The organism is Staphylococcus equorum, from assembly GCF_001747895.1.
Taxonomy (GTDB): domain Bacteria; phylum Bacillota; class Bacilli; order Staphylococcales; family Staphylococcaceae; genus Staphylococcus; species Staphylococcus equorum_A.
The window spans coordinates 1-18626 of record NZ_LNNB01000005.1 but is presented as its reverse complement, the minus strand read 5'-3'; the positions used below and the strand labels follow the sequence as shown (position 1 = coordinate 18626).

Here is an 18626-nt window from a genome sequence, read left to right as displayed (position 1 = left end):
TTTATTCCAATTGCTTTATTGACGTTGAGCCTCGGAACCCTTAACAATCCCAAAACTTGTCGAATGGTCGGCTTAATAGCTCACGCTATGCCGACATTCGTCTGCAAGTTTAGTTAAGGGTTCTTCTCAACATCAATAAATTTTCTCGGCATAAATGCGTGTTCTTGTTACAATATATCTATGCCGTTTAGAGCGCTTATTAAGAGTAATTTTTATTCTACTTTGCAAAAATAAGCAAAAAAAAGCCAATCCATTTTATCTGGGTTGGCTTTTTATTTTTATATGCCTTTATTTGAATTTTAAAGGGGTATTTTGAAGAATTAAGAGTTATTTATATAGATTTATACCTAAAAGCTTATATACGTTCTTAAAACGCAAATATGAGCCAAATCAATATATTCTAATTTCACAAACAAAAATTTGAGCAAAACCAGTGACTATTTTTTAGACACTGCCCATTTACGCACAAAATTATTTTTCGCGTAAAAACTGGGTAACCATACTGGTTAATCCTATAGTTCCCGCAGGGGCAAAAAACATAAAAAAACGCTAGCTTTTAAGCTAACGTTTCAAATCTTTTAAGTAATAATTTTGTTTTTCAAAATTCCAAATTGCAATAATTGAATGTGTTTTTTCTTCTTCAGTTGATTCATCTTCGTTACTTGTATTAATTAAATTGCCATCTTCGGCATCATCTAAATTTAAAATTTTATGTTTTTGTTTAAGCAATCCACCATAACTCAACATACGTTTTCGATATAAACCTTTTTCTAAATCACTCACGATTTCTTGATTTCTTTCATCATCATCAGTTAAAAAATCAGATGACTTAACCGAATATTTTGAGGTCTCTTTGATTGCTATAGATTATTTGAATTACTGATTGAAGATATTATGCTGTTTCATGTTTTGACGTCGCATATAAAGTGCATGTGTTTCTTCGAATTCAGCTTTAATGGATTGCATTAAATACCCTTGCATCGATTCAACGGTTTCATTCTTTTGTAGCAGCATGGCTTTAAATCGTTTCAATAAACTTACAATTTCAAACTCAACATCTTCTAAACGGTAATAGGTATCATGTGCATTATTAAATGATTTCTTCCCTTTGAGTAATACACTTTTAATAATCCGAATTTCTCTAATTTCAAATTTACTTAAATAGTCTTGAAGTTGTTGTGGCAGTTCTTCGAGTACTTGGAATTTAAGTGCATCATTATTAAATTCGGTTTGTTGATGATTTGTATGATCCGAATGATTATTGTTTATTGGATTGTCGTATGTATCATTCATATCATTCATATCATTATTCTCAGTCTCTATATAGTCAGTATTATTTAAGTCAGTATTATTAGAGTCTAAGTTTTGGGATTCTGGGCTCCCATTGTTTGGGATTCTGGGCTCCCATTGTTTGGGACTCTGGACTCCCATTATTTGGGATTCCTTGCTATCACTTGATTCGTCATTGTTTGAAGTGCTATTTTGTATTTCTTTTTCAATATTTATATTTGTTTCAATTTCATGAAGGTATAGTTTGTTTGGTCGATTAAATCCAGTTTTAACTTGTTCCAATAAACCCACTTCTTGTAATTCTTTTTTAATTTTAGTTATTGTATTTTTACTTTTATCTAACACTTCTTGAAGATTTTCATTTGTGAAAATAAAATATATATCTCCATTTTGGTCTATCCAATTATTTTTAATAGATAAACTTACTCTATCATTAAGAATTGCATAGGTAACTTTTGCACTATCACTTAACTTTTTATATTTTTCATTGATAAATAATACTTTATGTAGCATATAGAAATTTTGACTGGCCTGATTTTTTATGTTTTTTCTAGACATAATAAAAACCCCTTTCCTATTCAAATTTTGGATAGAGGTAATAAAACATTACAAGAACACATAAATTTTTTGCTTGCACTTTGATGATATAGTTGTATATAATACAGATATCAAAATATTTATAAACGTGCTGCAACGTTTTATTACCAAACCCCGACTATTACCAGTAGTTGGGGTTTTTGTTGTATTAAGGTTATTATAGCACTTTGAATACGCTTATAAAAGGGAAAATGTAGGTCCGTCAAGGGTTGACAAAGGGTTTATAAACCCTTGACAACAACCATCAACCTTTTACAAACACTTGATAAAAGGGTTGATGATTGTATATTTTTGGTGTACCAATTACTTTATTATTAAGCATGATAAGCTTGTAATATGTTATAAAGGGTTTATAAACATTTTATAAAGGGTTGATGATATGAAAAGCGTGAAAATATTGAGTGAAGAATTAGGGGTTAGTAAGCAAACAATTTTCAATAACATTAAACGATTGAATATAGAGACAATAAAACAAGAAAACACTTCGTTTATTAAAGAAGATACCGATATAGAAAAAATCATTCAAAGAGTAAATGAGAATAAAAAGAAATATGGTTTTGAAAGTACTACTGAAGACAAACAAAAAAAAGAGTCAGATGATATTAATGTTGAATCCAAAAGTGATACTCAAATAGTAGAAATTCTTAAAAATCAGATTGATACTTTGAATGATCAAATTGAAAAACAAGAAAATCGTCATGAAACAACAATTGAATTCTACAGAAAAGAGTTGCAGGAAAGATCAAAATTACTTGAGAATCAGCAAGTATTGGCATTAGAGAGTAATAAGAAGATTCAAAAATTAGAGAATCAATTAGAGGAAGAAAGACAGCTTAATTATTCTTTTGATACATCTGTTAATGATAGACAAAACGTTAATTCGCAAGAAGCAACATTTACCGAAGAATCTAAAGATATTAATCAAGAACAAGAAGATGAACAGCCAACAGAAGTACAACATAAAGATGTAGCTGAAGAGAAAAAGGATGACAGTAAAAACGAAGAAGTATTAGCAAAAGATGATGAACCATCTGAAGAAATAGAAAGTGAGACTGAGGATAGGGGAGAACACCCCCCTAAAAAAGGGTTTTGGAGTCGTTTATTTGGTAACTAATTGTAATTAAAAAGGGCACGACAAGTTCATAAACTTGTCGTGCCTTTTTATGTGAATCGAACTTCTGATAATCATTAGTTATGTAAATATCACTAAAGTGATTATTTATGATACTTTCATTGGGTTATCGAGAAAAATCCAGGGAGAGTAAAACGGATTTGAAATATTAGTTTACTTTTTTAGTTATATTAAATGAGGATAATCATTGTTTTTTTAAAAGTATATTATTGTTGTAAACGTTAGATATGTAGGGGCCAATGGTTAACTCTGATGAGAAAGATTTAGAAATAAAGAAAACAAATCAAATGCTTTCTAAGAGGGGATCTAAAACGATTCATCTCAAAGTGGAAGGAGTTGCTGGTATCTACTGTATACTCATTTTATGAAGATGAGTAGGCACTTATTGTCAGTTTTGCAATTTACAATGGAAAGTGACATTCCAAGTTTGTTACAAAAACAAAATTAATAAATAATCGTTTTTGATGTTTGCTTTTTGTAGTATTAATTTTAATAGTCCATCTATGCTATTTGGGACATATTGTCTCTAATTTAAACTACAGCTATCCTATTTTCGTCTAAAACACACAACTTAATAACTGTAATTATCGTTCTTATATATACGTATGAAAATAACGGAAAATATATTAGACTGAAAAATTTGGTTTATGTATTTAATTTCAGTAATCATTATAGTTATGTTTGACAAACAAACACATTTAATGTAATTTTGCATATAGTAATCGATTACTATAATTATTTTTAGGGGTGAAACATGATAAAAGGGCAATGTATTCATCAACAAATATTAAAAGTACTGGCTAAAAGTGGGCATGGTAATAAAATATTGATCGCTGACGGTAATTATCCTATAATGACAAACGCTAATGAGAGTGCAGAAAAAATCTATTTAGGGTTTGCGCCTAACTTACCTTTGGTCACAGATGTGTTAAAATCTATATTAACTGTAATAAATATAGAGAAAATTGAAGTTATGGAATCAGAAGAAGGAAAAACGCCTGAAATTTTCAGTGAATTCAACAAAATAGTAGGAGATAAGTTACTCACAACTTATAGCCGGCAACAATTTTATGAGATGGCTAATGAAGAAGGTGTTACTTTAGTTATTAATACTGGAGATACAAGGACTTATTCGAATATTATGCTGACAGTAGGTGTTGTTTCATAATCATTTTATTAACAGTTGAAATATTATTAAGTGGTGATTATTAATGAATCAGAATAGTAAAGCACATAATGTAACAATGAAAGATATTGCATTATATACGGGGTTTTCTACAGCAACAGTTTCAAGAGTTCTCAATAATAATTATCCAGTAAGTTCTGAAACAAGGGATCAAATATTAAATGCTTTTGAGCAATTAAATTATGAGCCCAACTTAGTTGCTAAAAGTTTAAGATCAAAAAAATCCAATTTAGTAGCTATTATTGTAGCTGATATTGAAAATCCCTATTATATGACTATAGCAAAACAGATAGACAAATATCTATTTAATAAAGGCTATAATTTGATAACTTGTAGTACTGATGAGTCAATCGAAAAAGAAGAAGAAATTATCCGTATGTTGCTAAGTAAAAATATTGATGCCATCGCCATATCTCCTTGTGATAGTAAAAATACTAATTTAAAAGAGATACAAAATAGGAATATTCCTATTATTTTAATTGATAGAAAATTAGATGAGCATCAACAATTACCTTACATTGGTACTAATAACTTCAAAGAGTCTTACGAATTGACTAAAAAATTGATATTCAAAGGACATGAAAAGCTCGGTATAGTAACTGGAAGCCTAAATACGAGTACTGGTATTGAACGTTTAAATGGCTTCAAAGCGGCACTCTCTGAAAGCCGATTGACATTTCATGAAGAATGGATGTTTAATGGTCAGTTCAAAGAAGACACTACATTTGATATCATTGATGAACACTTGTATAACGACTTAGCATTACCAACTGGAATGATTATTTGCAACAATGTTATGACTAAAGGGGTACTTAGCGTATTTGATAAGTATCAAATTAATATACCACAAGATGTTTCAATTGTTTCTTACGGGTCTTTAGCTAATAATAATTTATTTAAAACTAAGGTTACTTCACTAGAACAAGATTTATTATCTATGGGAGAAGCAATAGCTATCAATATATTAAGTAAGTTAGAAAATCAGTCTAAGGAGCAAGTTGAGATAAAACGTAGTGAAATCATTGAAGGAAATTCAATTAAGCGACTAAAAAAGTAAATTAAATATAGTATTTAAGAGCTATATTTTTTTGCAATTAATGTAAGCGATTACAAATTATTATATCCATATAGTAATCGATTACTATATGGATATAACTATCCAAAACAAGCATAGTTAATTTTTTTGACTCTATAGTAATCGATTACTATAGATATAAACAAAGGAGGAAATTTTATGAGATCCATTAAAATGCTAGAAGAGGTATTTAATTCAGAAATAAATACAATCAATGATGTCAAAAATAGTATTAATAATAGCTACGAACAATGTGTCACAGAAATTTTAAATTGTAAGGGTCGCGTTATATTTCTTGGCGTTGGAAAGTCAGGGCATATTGGTAAAAAAATAGCTGCAACTTTTGCTAGTACTGGCACACCGTCATTTTTTGTTCATTCAACTGAAGCTATTCATGGTGATTTAGGAATGATATGCGAGGAAGACATTGTTTTTGCAATATCTAATAGTGGTGAAACAGAAGAGGTGTTAAACGTTTTATCATCTATAAATTCTATTGGTGCAAAAATATTTGCTATCACAAAGTCAAAGAGATCCACTTTAGGTAGAAATGCTTCTATTGTGATAGAAATTCCAATAAAAAAAGAAGCAGATAAGTATAATTTAGCTCCAACAAATAGTTCAACAGCGACTTTAGTAATAGGAGATGCAATTGCATTAACAGTCTCGCAAATGAAGGGCTTTTCAAAAAAATCTTTTGGAAAATATCACCCGGGTGGCGCCTTAGGCAGAGAATTACAAAAAGATGGAATTATAAAATAAAAAGGGGGTCTAATAATGAAAAAAATACTAGTAATAGGAAGCTTAATGACAGATTTTGTGTTTAGAACTTCAAAAATGCCAAGCACCGGCGAAACTTTTATTGGAGAACAATACGAAAAATATACTGGAGGTAAAGGAGCAAATCAAGCTGTAGCAGCTGCAAGACTAGGTGGAGAAGTAAGTATGATAGGAAAATTAGGAAATGATGAATTTGGAAAAGAACATATTGAAAGTTTAAAAAAAGAAAGAATAGCGCATCAATCTGTGCTGTTTGATGATACATCTAGAACAGGGGTAGGTAATGTAACCATTGATAATGAGGGGAACAATAAAATCATCGTTGTCCCAGGAGCAAATTTAGAATTAAAGACCACAGATATCATGAACCACAAAAAATTAATTAAAGATGCAGATATTATTGTGCTTCAGTTAGAAGTGCCAATGGATGTTGTTTATCAATGTATAGATATAGCTTATGATTACAATAAAACCATTATAGTAAATCCCGCACCTGCTCAAGTTTTTGATCAGAACATAGCAAAAAAAGTTGATTATTTTATACCAAACGAAGTTGAAAGTGGTTTATTGACTGGTAAAACGATTAATAATATCGAAGATGCAAAGGAAGCAGCTGATATTTTGATAAACACTGGTTATAAAAATGTCATTATTACACTGGGAGGTGATGGGGCTATTTTTGTAAATAAAAACCAATTCAAATACTTTAATTCAATTAAAGTTAGTCCTATAGACACAACAGCCGCAGGAGATTCTTTTATAGGGACTTTAGCATATGGCTTATCTAGGAACTGGAATATTGACCAAATTATTGAATCAGCGATTAAAGCATCTGGGTGTACGGTAACAAAGTTAGGCTCGCAGCCTTCATTACCTACATGGAGAGACATTGAAAATTTAAAAGAAATTGTAAAATAATTAGGGGTGTTTTAAATGTCGAAAGATACAGTAGAAACAAAACGTGATGGGTTTTTAAATAAAACGCCAGTACTGCAATATATTTTAGTAACTTTGCTATTTCCGCTATGGGGTGCAGCTGCTAGCTTAAATGATGTCTTAATTGCTCAATTTAAAACGATATTTGATTTAAGTAATTTTGCCTCAGCATTTGTCCAAAGTGCATTTTACGGAGGCTATTTCATATTTGCCTTGCCTGCAGCTTTATTAGTAAAAAAAACAAGTTATCGTTTGACGATTGTAACTGGATTGCTTATGTACATTATAGGCTGTTCACTGTTTTTCCCAGCCTCTCATATGGCAACTTATGGTATGTTTTTAATGGCTTTATTTATCATAGCTATAGGCTTAAGCTGTTTAGAAACGTCTGCGAATACTTATGTTTTGTTATTGGGACGCAAAGAAAAAGCCACACAAAGAATTAATTTGAGCCAGACTTTTTACCCTATTGGTGCAATGGCTGGCGCGATACTAGGTAAATATTTTATTTTCACTGAAGGGGACAGTTTAGAAAAACAAATGTCAGTCATGAATAATAAAGAAGCCACTCAATTCGGCCTTGAAATGTTACAACGGACGATGACGCCGTATATTATTTTAATCATTGTATTAGTAATTGTAACTATACTCTTCATGCTAATTAAATTCCCCAAATGTAAACCAGAAGAAGTAGAGGAATCATCTGATAGTAAAGTTGATTTTAAGGAAGCAATTTATCACTTATCGAAAAATAAAGGATTTAGAAAAGGCGTGTTAACTCAATTCATTTATATGGGGTTACAAACAACAGTATGGTCATTTACTTTGAGATTAGCTCTAGACGTAAACCCTCACATTAATGAAAGGTTTGCTACTAATTTTGTGATATTTAGCTTTGTTGCATTCTTTATAGGCAGGTTTATAGCTACTTCATTATTATCGAAATTTGATGCAAATAAAATATTGATGATCTATTCTTCTATAGGTGTCATCGTTTTACTATATGCATCTCTTATCCCCAATATTTCCGCAGTTTATGCAGCTGTTTTTGTAAGCGTTTTATTCGGACCTTGTTGGCCAACAATTTATGGTAAAACGATAGAAAAAGTTAACAATCCTAAATACATTGAATTTGGTGGCGCTATTCTTATAATGGCAATCATAGGTGGAGCCGTAATGCCAGCACTACAAGGATTAGTAGCTGATGTATTCGGATCTATGCAATTATCATTTATAGTACCAATGCTTTGTTTTTTATGTATTGCAATGTATTTTTATGGAGAAAGAAAAGGTAATATTGAATCTAAAAACTAAAAGTATTGCATTCGTAATCGTTGGAATTGTTTTACGTTCTATAAGTAATATAGATAATATGAAAATGATAAATCAATTAACATAAATACCGTCACTAGACTTATTAAAGATTATAATCGCCTTACCATGGTAAAAGACACCTAAGCTTTTAGGTGTCTTAGATATTTCAAAGTATAGTTTTATGACATTCGCTCAGTGATTTCTTTTTTAATAATGATTAGAGCTTGGTTATATTTTGAAGTAGTATTTGCTTGAGCGTTTATTATTAATAAATCAATTAAATCATCATTATTTGTTTGACTCACTTCTTCTTTAAACTGGTCAATATTTTCTATTAAAATTTTTTGATTTGGTTGCTGTTTGTCTATAATATAATATTGATCGGCTCCCAATCCACCCTCTTCAATCATTTTAGATATTCCACTAGAGCGCGTTTCATTTGTTTTGTTTATTTCTAAATCTTTTTTATCAGGTTTAACCATTAGTAAGCCTCCTATATTTCCATTATTTCCTTTAAGTGTAATAATACACTTAAAGGAAAGCAATAACTCTGCTCACTTAAAAAGTAAACCTAATATTTCAAGTTCATTGTACTTCTCTAGGCTATTCTTAATAACCTAATAAAGTATTCCAAATTTCAGTGAACTATATAGTTATTAAATTCCTTTAGTAAAGTGCGTTAAAACCTAATGATCGTATGAATGAGTTTTCTTTATTCGCTCTATCAATAGATTATTTATTTATAAATAGGCTCATAACTCCTTACAATAATTCATATAATAAGCAATAGAATTTAATTGTTTATTAAGATGAGCATCTAATTCTCTATTGGTTGTATTGTAATGCTTTCTAATACTATTAAGATCTTCCTCGTTTATTGTATTAGTAATCTTTTTAATTTCTTCAAGACTATAAATATTTTTCCGTAAGTAGGAAATAATAATAGTTTTACGCACCTCATTTTTGTCATAAAATCGATATCCACTTGATTGAGACCTTCTACTTTTAATAAGTTCTCTTTTTTCCCAATAACGGATGGTAGAAGATTGTAGATTGGCAAAATCAGCTAATTGTCCAATACGCATTTCTTTTTGCTTAATTGGATTTTGATGAAAAGTGAGAAGAAAATCTTTGTGTATTTTTAACGTTTCTTTTTTATTGGCTAATTTCTTTTGGGTATCTGCAATTAGCCAATGTGCTTCGGTAAATTTCTTCTCAATTGCTAAAGTCATTAATTTGTATGCAATTTTTATATCAAAGCCGTTTAAGAGTTGTCGAATTGTTCTAAAAGCCATTAGATGAATATCTTCATATCTTCTATGGTGGCCTTTTGTGTACGAAACTGGTGGAATTAACCCGAATTTTTCATATTTTTTCAAAGTTGTATTACTCACGTTAATATAACCAACCATTTCTTGCATAGTGTAAGACATATCATCACAACCTTTAAATTAAACTTTAAACTCCTTGTTCCGTTTATTGTAATATAAATTTGATACATAAGCTGTTAATTTCTTATAAACTAAAATGTTGCTTCAACCTGGTAAACTTAAAATGAGGTGGTAAAAATGGAGATAAAAATAAAAGATGCTCACGAGAAAAATTTAAAGCATATAAATTTAAACATTCCAAGAAATAAGCTGAGTGTTATTACTGGTTTATCAGGATCAGGTAAAACCACTTTATTAAAAGATGTTATTTATACTGAAGCACAAAGACAATATTTAGAAACTATGAATTATCAAGGTATTCCGAAACCTAAAGTAGAAGAAATAAAAAATTTATCACCAGCTATTTTGATTGACCAAGAAGATAAGAATGATAATCCACGTTCAACACTTGGGACACAAACAGATATTTATACAGATTTAAGGATGTTGTTTGAAAAACTACATCAACGTAATTGTCCTAATTGTCGATCGGAAATTTATTCTAGTGATTCTATAGAAGAAACAGAAAAAGTTAATGATAAGTTTAAAGTATATATGTATTGTCCCAATTGTAATTATAGAATGGAAAAGTTAACAAGATCACATTTTTCTTTTAATACTAAAGCAGGCGCTTGTACCACTTGTAAAGGCATAGGAAAGCAGTTAGTCATTAAAAGTAATCTATATCAAAAAGATAAAACAATTCTTAAAGGCGGGATAGTTATTTGGCCAAGTAATTATGCTGAGTATCAATTGAAATCTTTTAATGCGCTTTTAGATTATTTAGATATATCAGTCCCCCAGAATATAGTATTAGGAGAATTCACTGATGAACAATTTGATATATTAAAGTACGGTATTCATTCTGAACAAATCCCGACAGACCTAAAGAATCATTTGCCCTCAAAAGTAGCGGAAGGTAGATTTGAAGGTGTTGAAACAAAAGTATGGGAAAAAATTGCAGAAGAAAAAACGGTGCCTCAAAAATTTAAAAATTTTGTTCAAGAAGATATATGTTTAGATTGCAATGGGGAAAAATTAAACCGTTTGAGTAGATCAGTAACAGTTCAAGGCTTTAGACTACCAGAAATTGATGAATGGGATTTAAAACAAATTTTAAATTGGATACCAAAAATTAAAAAGAGTGATAATAAAATCACCTCTTTAGTTAGTAACTATATTCTTGATATTGAAACGAAAATAACTCGTCTCAACCAACTTGGGCTTAGCTATTTATCGTTAAATCGAGAATATGGAACACTTTCAGGAGGAGAAGCTCAAAGAATTAAATTAGCTGCAGTATTAGATTCTAAAATGACAGAATTAATTATAATTTTAGATGAACCTAGCATTGGTTTACATCCCTCAGATATAGAAGGTTTACTGTTAATGATTAATGCTATAAAAAAACGTAATAATACAGTTTTGATAATTGAACATGATGAAATATTGATTAAACAAGCAGACTATATTATTGAAATTGGTCCAGAATCTGGAGCGTTCGGAGGAGAAATCATTTCTTCTGGTACCTATAATGAATTACTAAATGATTCCAAATCATTGCTGTTTCAATCAAAACTTCCAAATTTTCAACAAACTAGTTATTTTCGTGATATAACGGATGATGCTGTAAAAATAAAAGACGCTAATAAGAATAATTTAAAAAAAGTAACACTCACTTTGCCAGCAAATTGTCTCACAGTGATAACTGGCGTTTCTGGTTCTGGTAAATCAAGTTTACTTTTTGATGAAATTGCAGCTAGTCAATTAAAAGATAATCAAGTAGTTCAATGGAAAAATAATTTTAAAGATATCATTGTAATTAATCAAAAAAGACCTACAAGAAATAAGAGATCAGTTATAGCTACTTATTTAGATATATTCAAAGAAATTAGAGTGTTGTTTGGTAAAAAAGCAAAAGAATTAAAATTACCATTTTCAGCTACTGATTTTTCTTTTAATTCTGGTCACGGAAGATGTTCTGAGTGCTTAGGTTTAGGTGTTATTGAAAGCAATAATTTATTTTTTGAGAACACAACACTAACTTGCCAAAGTTGTTTGGGTAAGCGATATAAAGAAGAAGTATTGAATGTGAAAATTACCAATCAATCTATATCAGATATATTAAATTTATCAATCAATGAAGCGATACAATTTTTTAAAAATCATAATTTAGATAGTACGCCCTTAACGCTGTTAAAAAAGACTAACTTAAACTATATTTCACTAGGTCAAGCAACAGATACTTTATCAGGTGGTGAAATGCAAAGATTAAGTCTTGCAAGTGTAATTTCAAAACAAAAGAGCAATAAATATGTATTTATTTTAGATGAGCCAACAATAGGTATGCATAAGATTGATATATACCACTTTATGGTGTTAATTCAACAGCTTGTAGAAGATGGGAACACATTCTTCTTTATTGAACATAATACAGATGTTATAAAACAGGCGGATTACGTCGTTGAATTGGGCCCTAATGGAGGGAATAAAGGAGGGGAAATTATGTTTAGTGGTAGTATCTCAGAATTTTTCCAGTCTAATACTATTTCTTCTAGATATTTAATTTGAAATTGTTATTAGCTGAGAGAAAAGGTATTTCTAATCTATTTTCCGTTTTCCGTTTTTTATACGTGTATATTAGGGACGATGATTATAGTTATTAAGTTGTGTATTTTAGACGAAAATAGCATGGATGGACTTTTAAAATTAATATTACAAAAGCAAATATCAAAAATGTTCATTTTTGACACAAATCCTCTCAATATAAAATTGAGGTGCCATTTTCTATTGCATAAAGTTTCTCTAATAAATTGCAAAAATCCTTCAGCTATAACTGAAGGATTTTTGTAGTTTATTTTAATATAATATCTCACTCGTAATTTTTTCTATAAAGTTAAAGAACTATAAAAAGAAAAGTGTAAAGAGCAATTTATGATTTCTCCTTATGTAAGCCTATATTTGTTAATATACTGACTATAAATAAAACTAAGAATAGTATGAATCCATATATTTCAGATATATTCAGATGTTCATGAGATAACAGTTTATTCATAATTAAAAACATCATATCTAATGAAAATATTAATAATAAGTGTACATAAATTGTTGTGAATCCTGTTTTGTTTGTTGTGTTTTTATCTGTTGATTTATAGTGATGAACATATATAACAAATAAACACGTAATAAAGGCGAAACATAATGCATATAAAATATTTAAACGGGTTAATTCAATATTTTGTATTAATAAAACTAGGCCTTCACCAAATAATAAAATCACTAATAAGCTTAATCGTTCAGTCAAATGGTTAAAGAATATAGGGTTACGATATGAAGTTTTATAAAAGAGTAGCGGAAAGACTGCTACGATAAAAATTCCTATAAAATACACCCTAAAATTAATCGGTGATGGCAACATTATAGATATTATAGAAAGAATAATTGTTAATAATAAACCAATCATATAAACTTTAACCAATTTCATATCTACTTTCGCATTGGTAAATTTATAATTAATGAAGTATTGTATAAAAATACTTAGATATACCAAGGCTGACATTAAAACAAATGGAAGAAATGTTTGTTGAAAATCGCTATTTATAGCTTTAGACAATATAACGATTAAATACATATCTATAAACACAAAGATGTATTGATACCATTTTTGATTGAAGAACCTATTAACTAAAAGTGTACGGTAAACCCATATAGAGAAAAAGACGAGAAAAAGCATGAAGCTTTTTCCTAGTTCTTCTAAAGACATTAAATTATGTGAAATGCCTTCTGCAGTCTGATTAATAGTAGATAAAATATAAACAAATATTAAATCGAAAAATAATTCTGTCATGCTGACTTCTCTTTTCTTCATTTTTCCACTCCTAAACCTGGTCTTTTAATTATTTAGGTAAAATTTCCTTCAGTTTATCTGTTTGATCATCTATAGCTTGTGGTCCATTACCAGTTAATAATTTTCTGGTTTTATCATATACAACAAGCGATTTTGTAAAGTTTTTTGTTGTTTTAACATTGAAATTATAGGAAATTAACTTTTTATCTACGTAATAGTGTAACCGCGTCTTTTTATTTTTTATTTTAGGGTACCCAGATATTAACATGAACAACTCACCTATTTTAGGTACTGTAGTTATATGGGCGCCTTCGTATAATGATTTGTCATAATTATACGGTTTACCTTTATCATCAATTCTGAGTCTAGCAGACGTTAAAGCAATGGGCGCATGACATATTAAAGAAGTGATGACTTTTTGTTCTGACAATTGATTTAACACTTCGCCTAATTCTGGGTTATCTAAGAAATCTACCATAGGCGCATGCCCTCCAGGTAGGTGCACGAATGATAAATTTTCAAAACTAAAATCATTGTTATTATCAGCATTGTTTTCCAATAATTCTTTTAAAGAATAAAATTTCTTTTCTTCTAAGTCATCCATTTTTCTAACAATCTGTTTTCTAAATTCTTTCGTCTCTTCATCTGTGTTACTCAAATTTTGCGATACAGGCAGTTTTCCAAGTAAATCGTATAAAGTGTTTAATTCCTTTTCTCTGCGGTCGACAAGTTTGGTATTCTTTTGACGATAATTAGTGGGATCTTTATAAAATTTTTCTTTCACAGACGCAATGCCTAGCTTTTCTCCAGCTTGCATACTTAAAGATTCCCCATTAATATCTAATGTCGGTTTTTCGCCATTTGGCGTAGCGAAAATAAATTCATAATCGTCTTTAAAAGTGTCCAATATTTTTCCCATTTCAACTAAAAAGAATCCTGTGTCTATTTTTTGTTTAGTGGGATTATTTAATGGTAGTTCATTTGCTGATGATATAATTATTAAAGCTTGTTTTTTCATAGTATACCTCGATTCTCTTATTCGTTTTCCAATAATTTGAATTTTTCTTCTAATACTTTAAGACCTTCATCTATAAGTCTTTTTTGTTCTATTAAATTTTTTTGATGTTCTAAAAATATGTCTTTTCGTTTCATTTTGGTAGAACTTCCTTGATGATACAATTCAGCAATTTCTTTTAACTTTGATACAGGCATATGTGTCTGACGCATACATTTTATAAATTCAATCCAATATAGGTCTTCTACTGAAAAATCTCTATAGCCATTCTTATTTCTGGTAACAAATGGAAAAAGCCCTGCTTTGTCATAGTATCGAATAGTATGTTCACTGATGCCTAAATTATCGGCTACTTGCTTTACTTGCATAATTTACCTCCTAAAAAAGGTGACTTTATAAAGTCACCTTTTTGGTCTATTTAATAAGTTGAACTAGTAAATCTTCATAGTCATTATGGATAATAGCTTCAAACCCAAATGTTGATACCATATCACTCTTTAATGACTCCACAGTGTTATAACCAATAAGTTCAGGATCATCTATTTTTAAACCAATTCGTTTAATGTCATTATGGAATAAATTATTTTGATGAGATAGCTCAATTATTTCTTCAGCTAAAGATTTAACGTAATTATTACTTGGCAAAGATACGTTCTTATCATCTATGACTTTTTCTTCCGTAATAATTTTTATATCAGTTTCATTTTCTTTAAATATTGCTAAAAAGTAATACATATCAAAATGACCTCCTTATTCTTTAAAGTTAACTAGCGTGTCGTATAACCGCCATTTGCAAATAATGTTTGTCCATTTATCCACCAACCATCTAAAGTTAAGAAAGTAATAATCGGCGCGATGTCTTCTATATTTGTAAGTTGATTATGAAGTGCTTGGGATTTATGGAATGCCACAGCATCTTCGCCTTCTTGAGGATAGAAGAAAGGTGTATCCATTGGTCCAGGAGCCACTGCATTAACTGAAATCCCTCTATCCATAAACTCTGATGATGCTGCGCGTGTATAATGCTCGACGGGAGCTTTTCCTCCAGCGTAAGTTGAATAAAATCCTGTATAAGCAGCAAGCAATGCAGTGGCTAGAGTGATGATTTTGCCATTATCATTCATAGCCTTTTCAGCATATTTAATAAAGAAATAAGCTGACTTTGCATTGATGTCTGCCATACTATCAAACTCTTCTTCAGTCGTTTCTGAAATAGGTTTTTTAAGTACTTTTCCTACTGTATTTATTGCAATATCAACTTTTCCAAACGTCTCTTCAGCATGTTGAAATAAAGCTTGGACATTACTAACCTTAGTTAAATCACCAGAAAATAATGTACCTTCTCCACCTAACTCTTCAACTTTTGAAAGTGTAGCTTTAGCATCATCTAAAGACTTTTCATCATGATAATGGATTACTAATTTAGCCCCATCTTTAGCGTAAGTAGTACTTAATAAGCCGCCAAGGTTCTTAGCACCACCAGCAATAACTACAACTTTGTCTTCTAAACTATTAAATTTACCCATATTATATAACCTCCTTTGAATATATTTCAATCATAAACCTTAGACCGCGATATCAAGCAAGTGTTTATCTGATGTTTTTTGGTATTGGTTTAATTGGAATGATAACGGGTTCAATAGCAACTTATTTTCTGAAAGATAATAAGAAGTCTAATATAAAAGGTCGTTTAAAAATAATAGGCAAAGATTAATTAAAATCATCAGAAATTAAACAACTAAAAGTTTAAGTATAAGAAAAATAATTTTTAGGTTGACCTAATTTATACTATAATATTCATTGATAAATTTAATGTTCAATGAGGAGATTTTTAAAGTGAAGAAAAGTTTAGAAGAAATAAATGGAAAAGTTTCTTTTGATAGCGAAGCAAATGGTATCAAGAAACTAATAATGTATCTAGGCCCTGGCCTTCTTGTTGCCGTAGGCTATATGGATCCAGGTAATTGGATTACTTCAATGGCAGGAGGAGCACAATTTGGATATACATTATTATTTATAATATTATTATCGAGCTTATCAGCCATGTTACTTCAAAGTATGTGCGCTCGTTTAGGTATTGCGAGTGGTATGGACTTAGCTCAAGTAACTAAACACATAAGTAATAAGCCGTTGTCGATAGCAGCTTGGATTGTTACAGAGTTAGCAATTATGGCTACAGATATTGCAGAGGTCATTGGTAGTGCGATAGCATTAAATCTACTTTTTGATATACCTTTAGTAGTGGGAGTAACTATTACTGTATTAGATGTTTTACTTTTACTAGTAATTATTAAATTTGGCTTTAGAAAGATTGAAGCTATCGTAGGTGTATTAATTTTTACAGTTCTTTTTATCTTTGTATTTGAAGTTTACTTTGCTTCTCCAGAATGGAGTGCTGTTTTAGGTGGCTTTATTCCAAGTACAGAAATAGCTACTAACAATGGTGTGTTATACATAGCTTTAGGTATCATTGGTGCGACAATCATGCCTCATAATTTGTATTTGCATTCTTCAATTGTTCAATCACGTAACTACATACGTGAAAGTAAAGCTAAGAAAAAAGAGGCTATTAAATACGCTATTATTGATTCACATATACAACTTTCAATTGCGTTTATTATTAATTGTTTGATTTTAATATTAGGTGCCGCTCTATTCTTTGGTAATGGTGAAGACTTAGGACGATTTTATGATTTATATAATGCTTTACGAGAATCGGATTTTGCAGGAGCTATAGGTGGTGCTGTTATGAGTACATTATTTGCCATAGCTTTGCTAGCTTCAGGGCAAAATTCAACCATTACGGGCACATTATCAGGACAAATTGTCATGGAAGGGTTTTTAAATATAAGAATTCCTCAATGGGCAAGAAGATTAGTCACTAGACTAATCGCTGTGGTTCCTGTATTCATCTGTTTATGGTTATATGGTTCAAGTACTTCTAAAATTGAGGATCTATTAATTTTCACACAAGTGTTTTTAAGTATTGCATTACCCTTTAGTATTATTCCTTTAACGTTAACAACCAATAACCCTAAAATAATGGGAAAAGAATTTACAAATAAAACATGGGTTAATATTATTGCTTGGATTTTAACAATCATATTAAGTATATTGAATATATATCTAATTATAGAAACATTTAATGAGTTTTTATAAAAATTCATTAAAATTAAAAAATTTGATGTTCGTCAGACTTTCATAAACAATCCTTATTAAGATGAAATTTGTTTTTGAAACGATTAAGAGGCACCTTGGTCAACCAATGGTGCCTCTTTGATATGAATTCTAATAATAACCATCTATGTAAGCGATACCAAGAATGTCATTTATTAAACCCTCAGTAAATTGTTAGTGAGCAGAGTTATTGTTATTTTAAATATGTATTATTACACTGTGTATGATGGACATATAGGGGGGATAGTAATGGTTAACTCTGATAAAAAAGAAATAGAAATAAGCAAAACAAATGAAACACGATCTAATGAAATATCGAAAATGATTGAAGAGGGTGGTTTGGGCGCTGACCAGTATTACACTATAGACAAGCAGCAACCCAATCAAAAAATTTTAATAGAAAATATTGATCAATTCAAAGACGAAATAAGTCAAAAAGATAACGACGATTTAATTGATCTATTAATACTAAATGCTCAGGAAAACATCAACTCAAAAGGTAACCATGCTTTGATTATTATAAAAAAAGAACTGCTTAGCCGAATGTAATAAAAAGGAGAAAAAATTTATGAAAGTAAAAGACCAACAACCCTATATCTTAGATAATGAGCTAGGCTCAAGAGAAGAAGTTGAAATAGACGAGCAAAGAATTAAAGAATTAGAAGAATATGATGAGCAAGAAGATAAAAATCCTAATAATAAAATTATTATTTTTACAACTATACTGATATTTATTTTAACCATAATTTTATCTGTTATTATACAGACGAATAAAAAATAGATAAAATCTTTAAAGTTAAAAACGTTCGTTATTAAGATAGAATTTGATTTTGAAACGATTAAGAGA

18 protein-coding genes and 1 pseudogene are annotated in these 18626 nt (G+C 29.9%); 10 read left to right on the top strand and 9 right to left on the bottom strand.

The annotated features are described in order from the left end of the window. Positions 1-561: 561 nt before the first annotated feature. Both AST02_RS14005 and AST02_RS01105 read right to left on the bottom strand, forming a co-directional pair. Positions 562-861, bottom strand: a pseudogene (locus AST02_RS14005) (protein rep); the annotation flags it as partial. A 15-nt stretch (positions 862-876) separates the two neighbouring features. Beyond that, complete coding sequence (locus tag AST02_RS01105) at positions 877-1848, bottom strand: replication initiator protein A (RefSeq protein ID WP_069815074.1); 972 nt, start codon at positions 1846-1848, stop codon at positions 877-879. Between the two features lie 418 nt (positions 1849-2266). Between AST02_RS01105 and AST02_RS01100 the strand changes: the two genes are divergently transcribed. The 6 genes from AST02_RS01100 to fucP all read left to right on the top strand — a co-directional run bounded on the left by AST02_RS01100 (position 2267) and on the right by fucP (position 8310). Further along, the gene (locus AST02_RS01100) at positions 2267-3001 is read left to right on the top strand and encodes a DUF536 domain-containing protein (protein ID WP_069815071.1); all 735 of its coding nucleotides are present in this window, start codon (positions 2267-2269) and stop codon (positions 2999-3001) included. Between the two features lie 772 nt (positions 3002-3773). Continuing rightward, entirely contained in the window at positions 3774-4187 is a 414-nt protein-coding gene (locus tag AST02_RS01095) for an RbsD/FucU family protein (RefSeq protein WP_069815069.1), read from the top strand. Positions 4188-4230: 43 nt separating this feature from the next. Further along, positions 4231-5262 carry a LacI family DNA-binding transcriptional regulator gene (locus tag AST02_RS01090; protein ID WP_069815066.1) on the top strand — a complete coding sequence of 344 codons (1032 nt, stop codon included), beginning with the start codon at positions 4231-4233 and terminating at the stop codon, positions 5260-5262. A gap of 177 nt (positions 5263-5439) precedes the next feature. Beyond that, positions 5440-6042, top strand: a complete 603-nt coding sequence (locus tag AST02_RS01085; RefSeq protein ID WP_069815064.1) for a KpsF/GutQ family sugar-phosphate isomerase — start codon at positions 5440-5442, stop codon at positions 6040-6042. A 15-nt stretch (positions 6043-6057) separates the two neighbouring features. Further along, complete coding sequence (rbsK, locus tag AST02_RS01080) at positions 6058-6978, top strand: ribokinase (protein ID WP_069815062.1); 921 nt, start codon at positions 6058-6060, stop codon at positions 6976-6978. Positions 6979-6993: 15 nt separating this feature from the next. Then, on the top strand, positions 6994-8310 hold the full coding sequence (fucP, locus tag AST02_RS01075) for an L-fucose:H+ symporter permease (protein WP_069815060.1): 1317 nt from the start codon (positions 6994-6996) through the stop codon (positions 8308-8310). Between the two features lie 179 nt (positions 8311-8489). Here the strand turns inward: fucP and AST02_RS01070 are convergent, their stop codons facing one another. Together AST02_RS01070 and AST02_RS01065 are read right to left on the bottom strand one after the other, a co-directional pair. Continuing rightward, on the bottom strand, positions 8490-8792 hold the full coding sequence (locus AST02_RS01070; RefSeq protein ID WP_069815058.1) for a hypothetical protein: 303 nt from the start codon (positions 8790-8792) through the stop codon (positions 8490-8492). Positions 8793-9062: 270 nt separating this feature from the next. After that, entirely contained in the window at positions 9063-9743 is a 681-nt protein-coding gene (locus AST02_RS01065; RefSeq protein WP_069815056.1) for a MerR family transcriptional regulator, read from the bottom strand. 135 nt (positions 9744-9878) lie between these two features. On the opposite strand from AST02_RS01065, the gene AST02_RS01060 reads away from it, so the two are divergent. Further along, positions 9879-12311, top strand: coding sequence for an ATP-binding cassette domain-containing protein (locus AST02_RS01060; protein WP_069815054.1), 2433 nt, complete (start codon positions 9879-9881; stop codon positions 12309-12311). Positions 12312-12672: 361 nt separating this feature from the next. Here AST02_RS01060 and AST02_RS01055 read toward each other — a convergent pair whose 3' ends face one another. Genes AST02_RS01055 through AST02_RS01035 form a run of 5 tightly spaced genes read right to left on the bottom strand, consistent with a single transcriptional unit; the run spans position 12673 to position 16128 of the window. After that, positions 12673-13608, bottom strand: a complete 936-nt coding sequence (locus tag AST02_RS01055; RefSeq protein WP_069792851.1) for a low temperature requirement protein A — start codon at positions 13606-13608, stop codon at positions 12673-12675. A 28-nt stretch (positions 13609-13636) separates the two neighbouring features. Next, positions 13637-14605, bottom strand: a complete 969-nt coding sequence (locus AST02_RS01050) for a type 1 glutamine amidotransferase domain-containing protein (RefSeq protein WP_057511681.1) — start codon at positions 14603-14605, stop codon at positions 13637-13639. Between the two features lie 17 nt (positions 14606-14622). Then, entirely contained in the window at positions 14623-14970 is a 348-nt protein-coding gene (locus tag AST02_RS01045) for a MerR family transcriptional regulator (protein WP_057511680.1), read from the bottom strand. A gap of 46 nt (positions 14971-15016) precedes the next feature. Then, positions 15017-15337 (bottom strand): hypothetical protein, encoded by a 321-nt coding sequence (locus AST02_RS01040; RefSeq protein WP_002508641.1) that lies wholly within the window; start codon positions 15335-15337, stop codon positions 15017-15019. A gap of 32 nt (positions 15338-15369) precedes the next feature. Beyond that, positions 15370-16128 carry an SDR family oxidoreductase gene (locus tag AST02_RS01035; RefSeq protein ID WP_057511679.1) on the bottom strand — a complete coding sequence of 253 codons (759 nt, stop codon included), beginning with the start codon at positions 16126-16128 and terminating at the stop codon, positions 15370-15372. A 286-nt stretch (positions 16129-16414) separates the two neighbouring features. On the opposite strand from AST02_RS01035, the gene AST02_RS01030 reads away from it, so the two are divergent. The 3 genes from AST02_RS01030 to AST02_RS01020 all read left to right on the top strand — a co-directional run bounded on the left by AST02_RS01030 (position 16415) and on the right by AST02_RS01020 (position 18560). Then, the gene (locus AST02_RS01030) at positions 16415-17761 is read left to right on the top strand and encodes an Nramp family divalent metal transporter (protein ID WP_069815052.1); all 1347 of its coding nucleotides are present in this window, start codon (positions 16415-16417) and stop codon (positions 17759-17761) included. 267 nt (positions 17762-18028) lie between these two features. Then, positions 18029-18328: a hypothetical protein gene (locus AST02_RS01025; RefSeq protein ID WP_002508712.1), complete on the top strand. Its 300-nt coding sequence runs from the start codon at positions 18029-18031 to the stop codon at positions 18326-18328. A 19-nt stretch (positions 18329-18347) separates the two neighbouring features. Then, entirely contained in the window at positions 18348-18560 is a 213-nt protein-coding gene (locus AST02_RS01020; RefSeq protein WP_002508713.1) for a hypothetical protein, read from the top strand. Positions 18561-18626 lie beyond the last annotated feature (66 nt).

Bases quoted from the DNA above. Each gene is read 5' to 3' on its own strand.
- AST02_RS01035 (WP_057511679.1), bottom strand. From the start codon at position 16,128: ATGGGTAAATTTAATAGTTTAGAAGACAAAGTTGTAGTTATTGCTGGT.
- fucP (WP_069815060.1), top strand. From the start codon at position 6,994: ATGTCGAAAGATACAGTAGAAACAAAACGTGATGGGTTTTTAAATAAA.
- AST02_RS01060 (WP_069815054.1), top strand. From the start codon at position 9,879: ATGGAGATAAAAATAAAAGATGCTCACGAGAAAAATTTAAAGCATATA.
- AST02_RS01090 (WP_069815066.1), top strand. From the start codon at position 4,231: ATGAATCAGAATAGTAAAGCACATAATGTAACAATGAAAGATATTGCA.
- AST02_RS01040 (WP_002508641.1), bottom strand. From the start codon at position 15,337: ATGTATTACTTTTTAGCAATATTTAAAGAAAATGAAACTGATATAAAA.
- AST02_RS01020 (WP_002508713.1), top strand. From the start codon at position 18,348: ATGAAAGTAAAAGACCAACAACCCTATATCTTAGATAATGAGCTAGGC.
- AST02_RS01025 (WP_002508712.1), top strand. From the start codon at position 18,029: ATGGTTAACTCTGATAAAAAAGAAATAGAAATAAGCAAAACAAATGAA.
- AST02_RS01030 (WP_069815052.1), top strand. From the start codon at position 16,415: ATGTTCAATGAGGAGATTTTTAAAGTGAAGAAAAGTTTAGAAGAAATA.
- AST02_RS01055 (WP_069792851.1), bottom strand. From the start codon at position 13,608: ATGAAGAAAAGAGAAGTCAGCATGACAGAATTATTTTTCGATTTAATA.
- AST02_RS01050 (WP_057511681.1), bottom strand. From the start codon at position 14,605: ATGAAAAAACAAGCTTTAATAATTATATCATCAGCAAATGAACTACCA.
- AST02_RS01085 (WP_069815064.1), top strand. From the start codon at position 5,440: ATGAGATCCATTAAAATGCTAGAAGAGGTATTTAATTCAGAAATAAAT.
- AST02_RS01095 (WP_069815069.1), top strand. From the start codon at position 3,774: ATGATAAAAGGGCAATGTATTCATCAACAAATATTAAAAGTACTGGCT.
- AST02_RS01065 (WP_069815056.1), bottom strand. From the start codon at position 9,743: ATGTCTTACACTATGCAAGAAATGGTTGGTTATATTAACGTGAGTAAT.
- rbsK (WP_069815062.1), top strand. From the start codon at position 6,058: ATGAAAAAAATACTAGTAATAGGAAGCTTAATGACAGATTTTGTGTTT.
- AST02_RS01105 (WP_069815074.1), bottom strand. From the start codon at position 1,848: ATGTCTAGAAAAAACATAAAAAATCAGGCCAGTCAAAATTTCTATATG.
- AST02_RS01100 (WP_069815071.1), top strand. From the start codon at position 2,267: ATGAAAAGCGTGAAAATATTGAGTGAAGAATTAGGGGTTAGTAAGCAA.
- AST02_RS01070 (WP_069815058.1), bottom strand. From the start codon at position 8,792: ATGGTTAAACCTGATAAAAAAGATTTAGAAATAAACAAAACAAATGAA.
- AST02_RS01045 (WP_057511680.1), bottom strand. From the start codon at position 14,970: ATGCAAGTAAAGCAAGTAGCCGATAATTTAGGCATCAGTGAACATACT.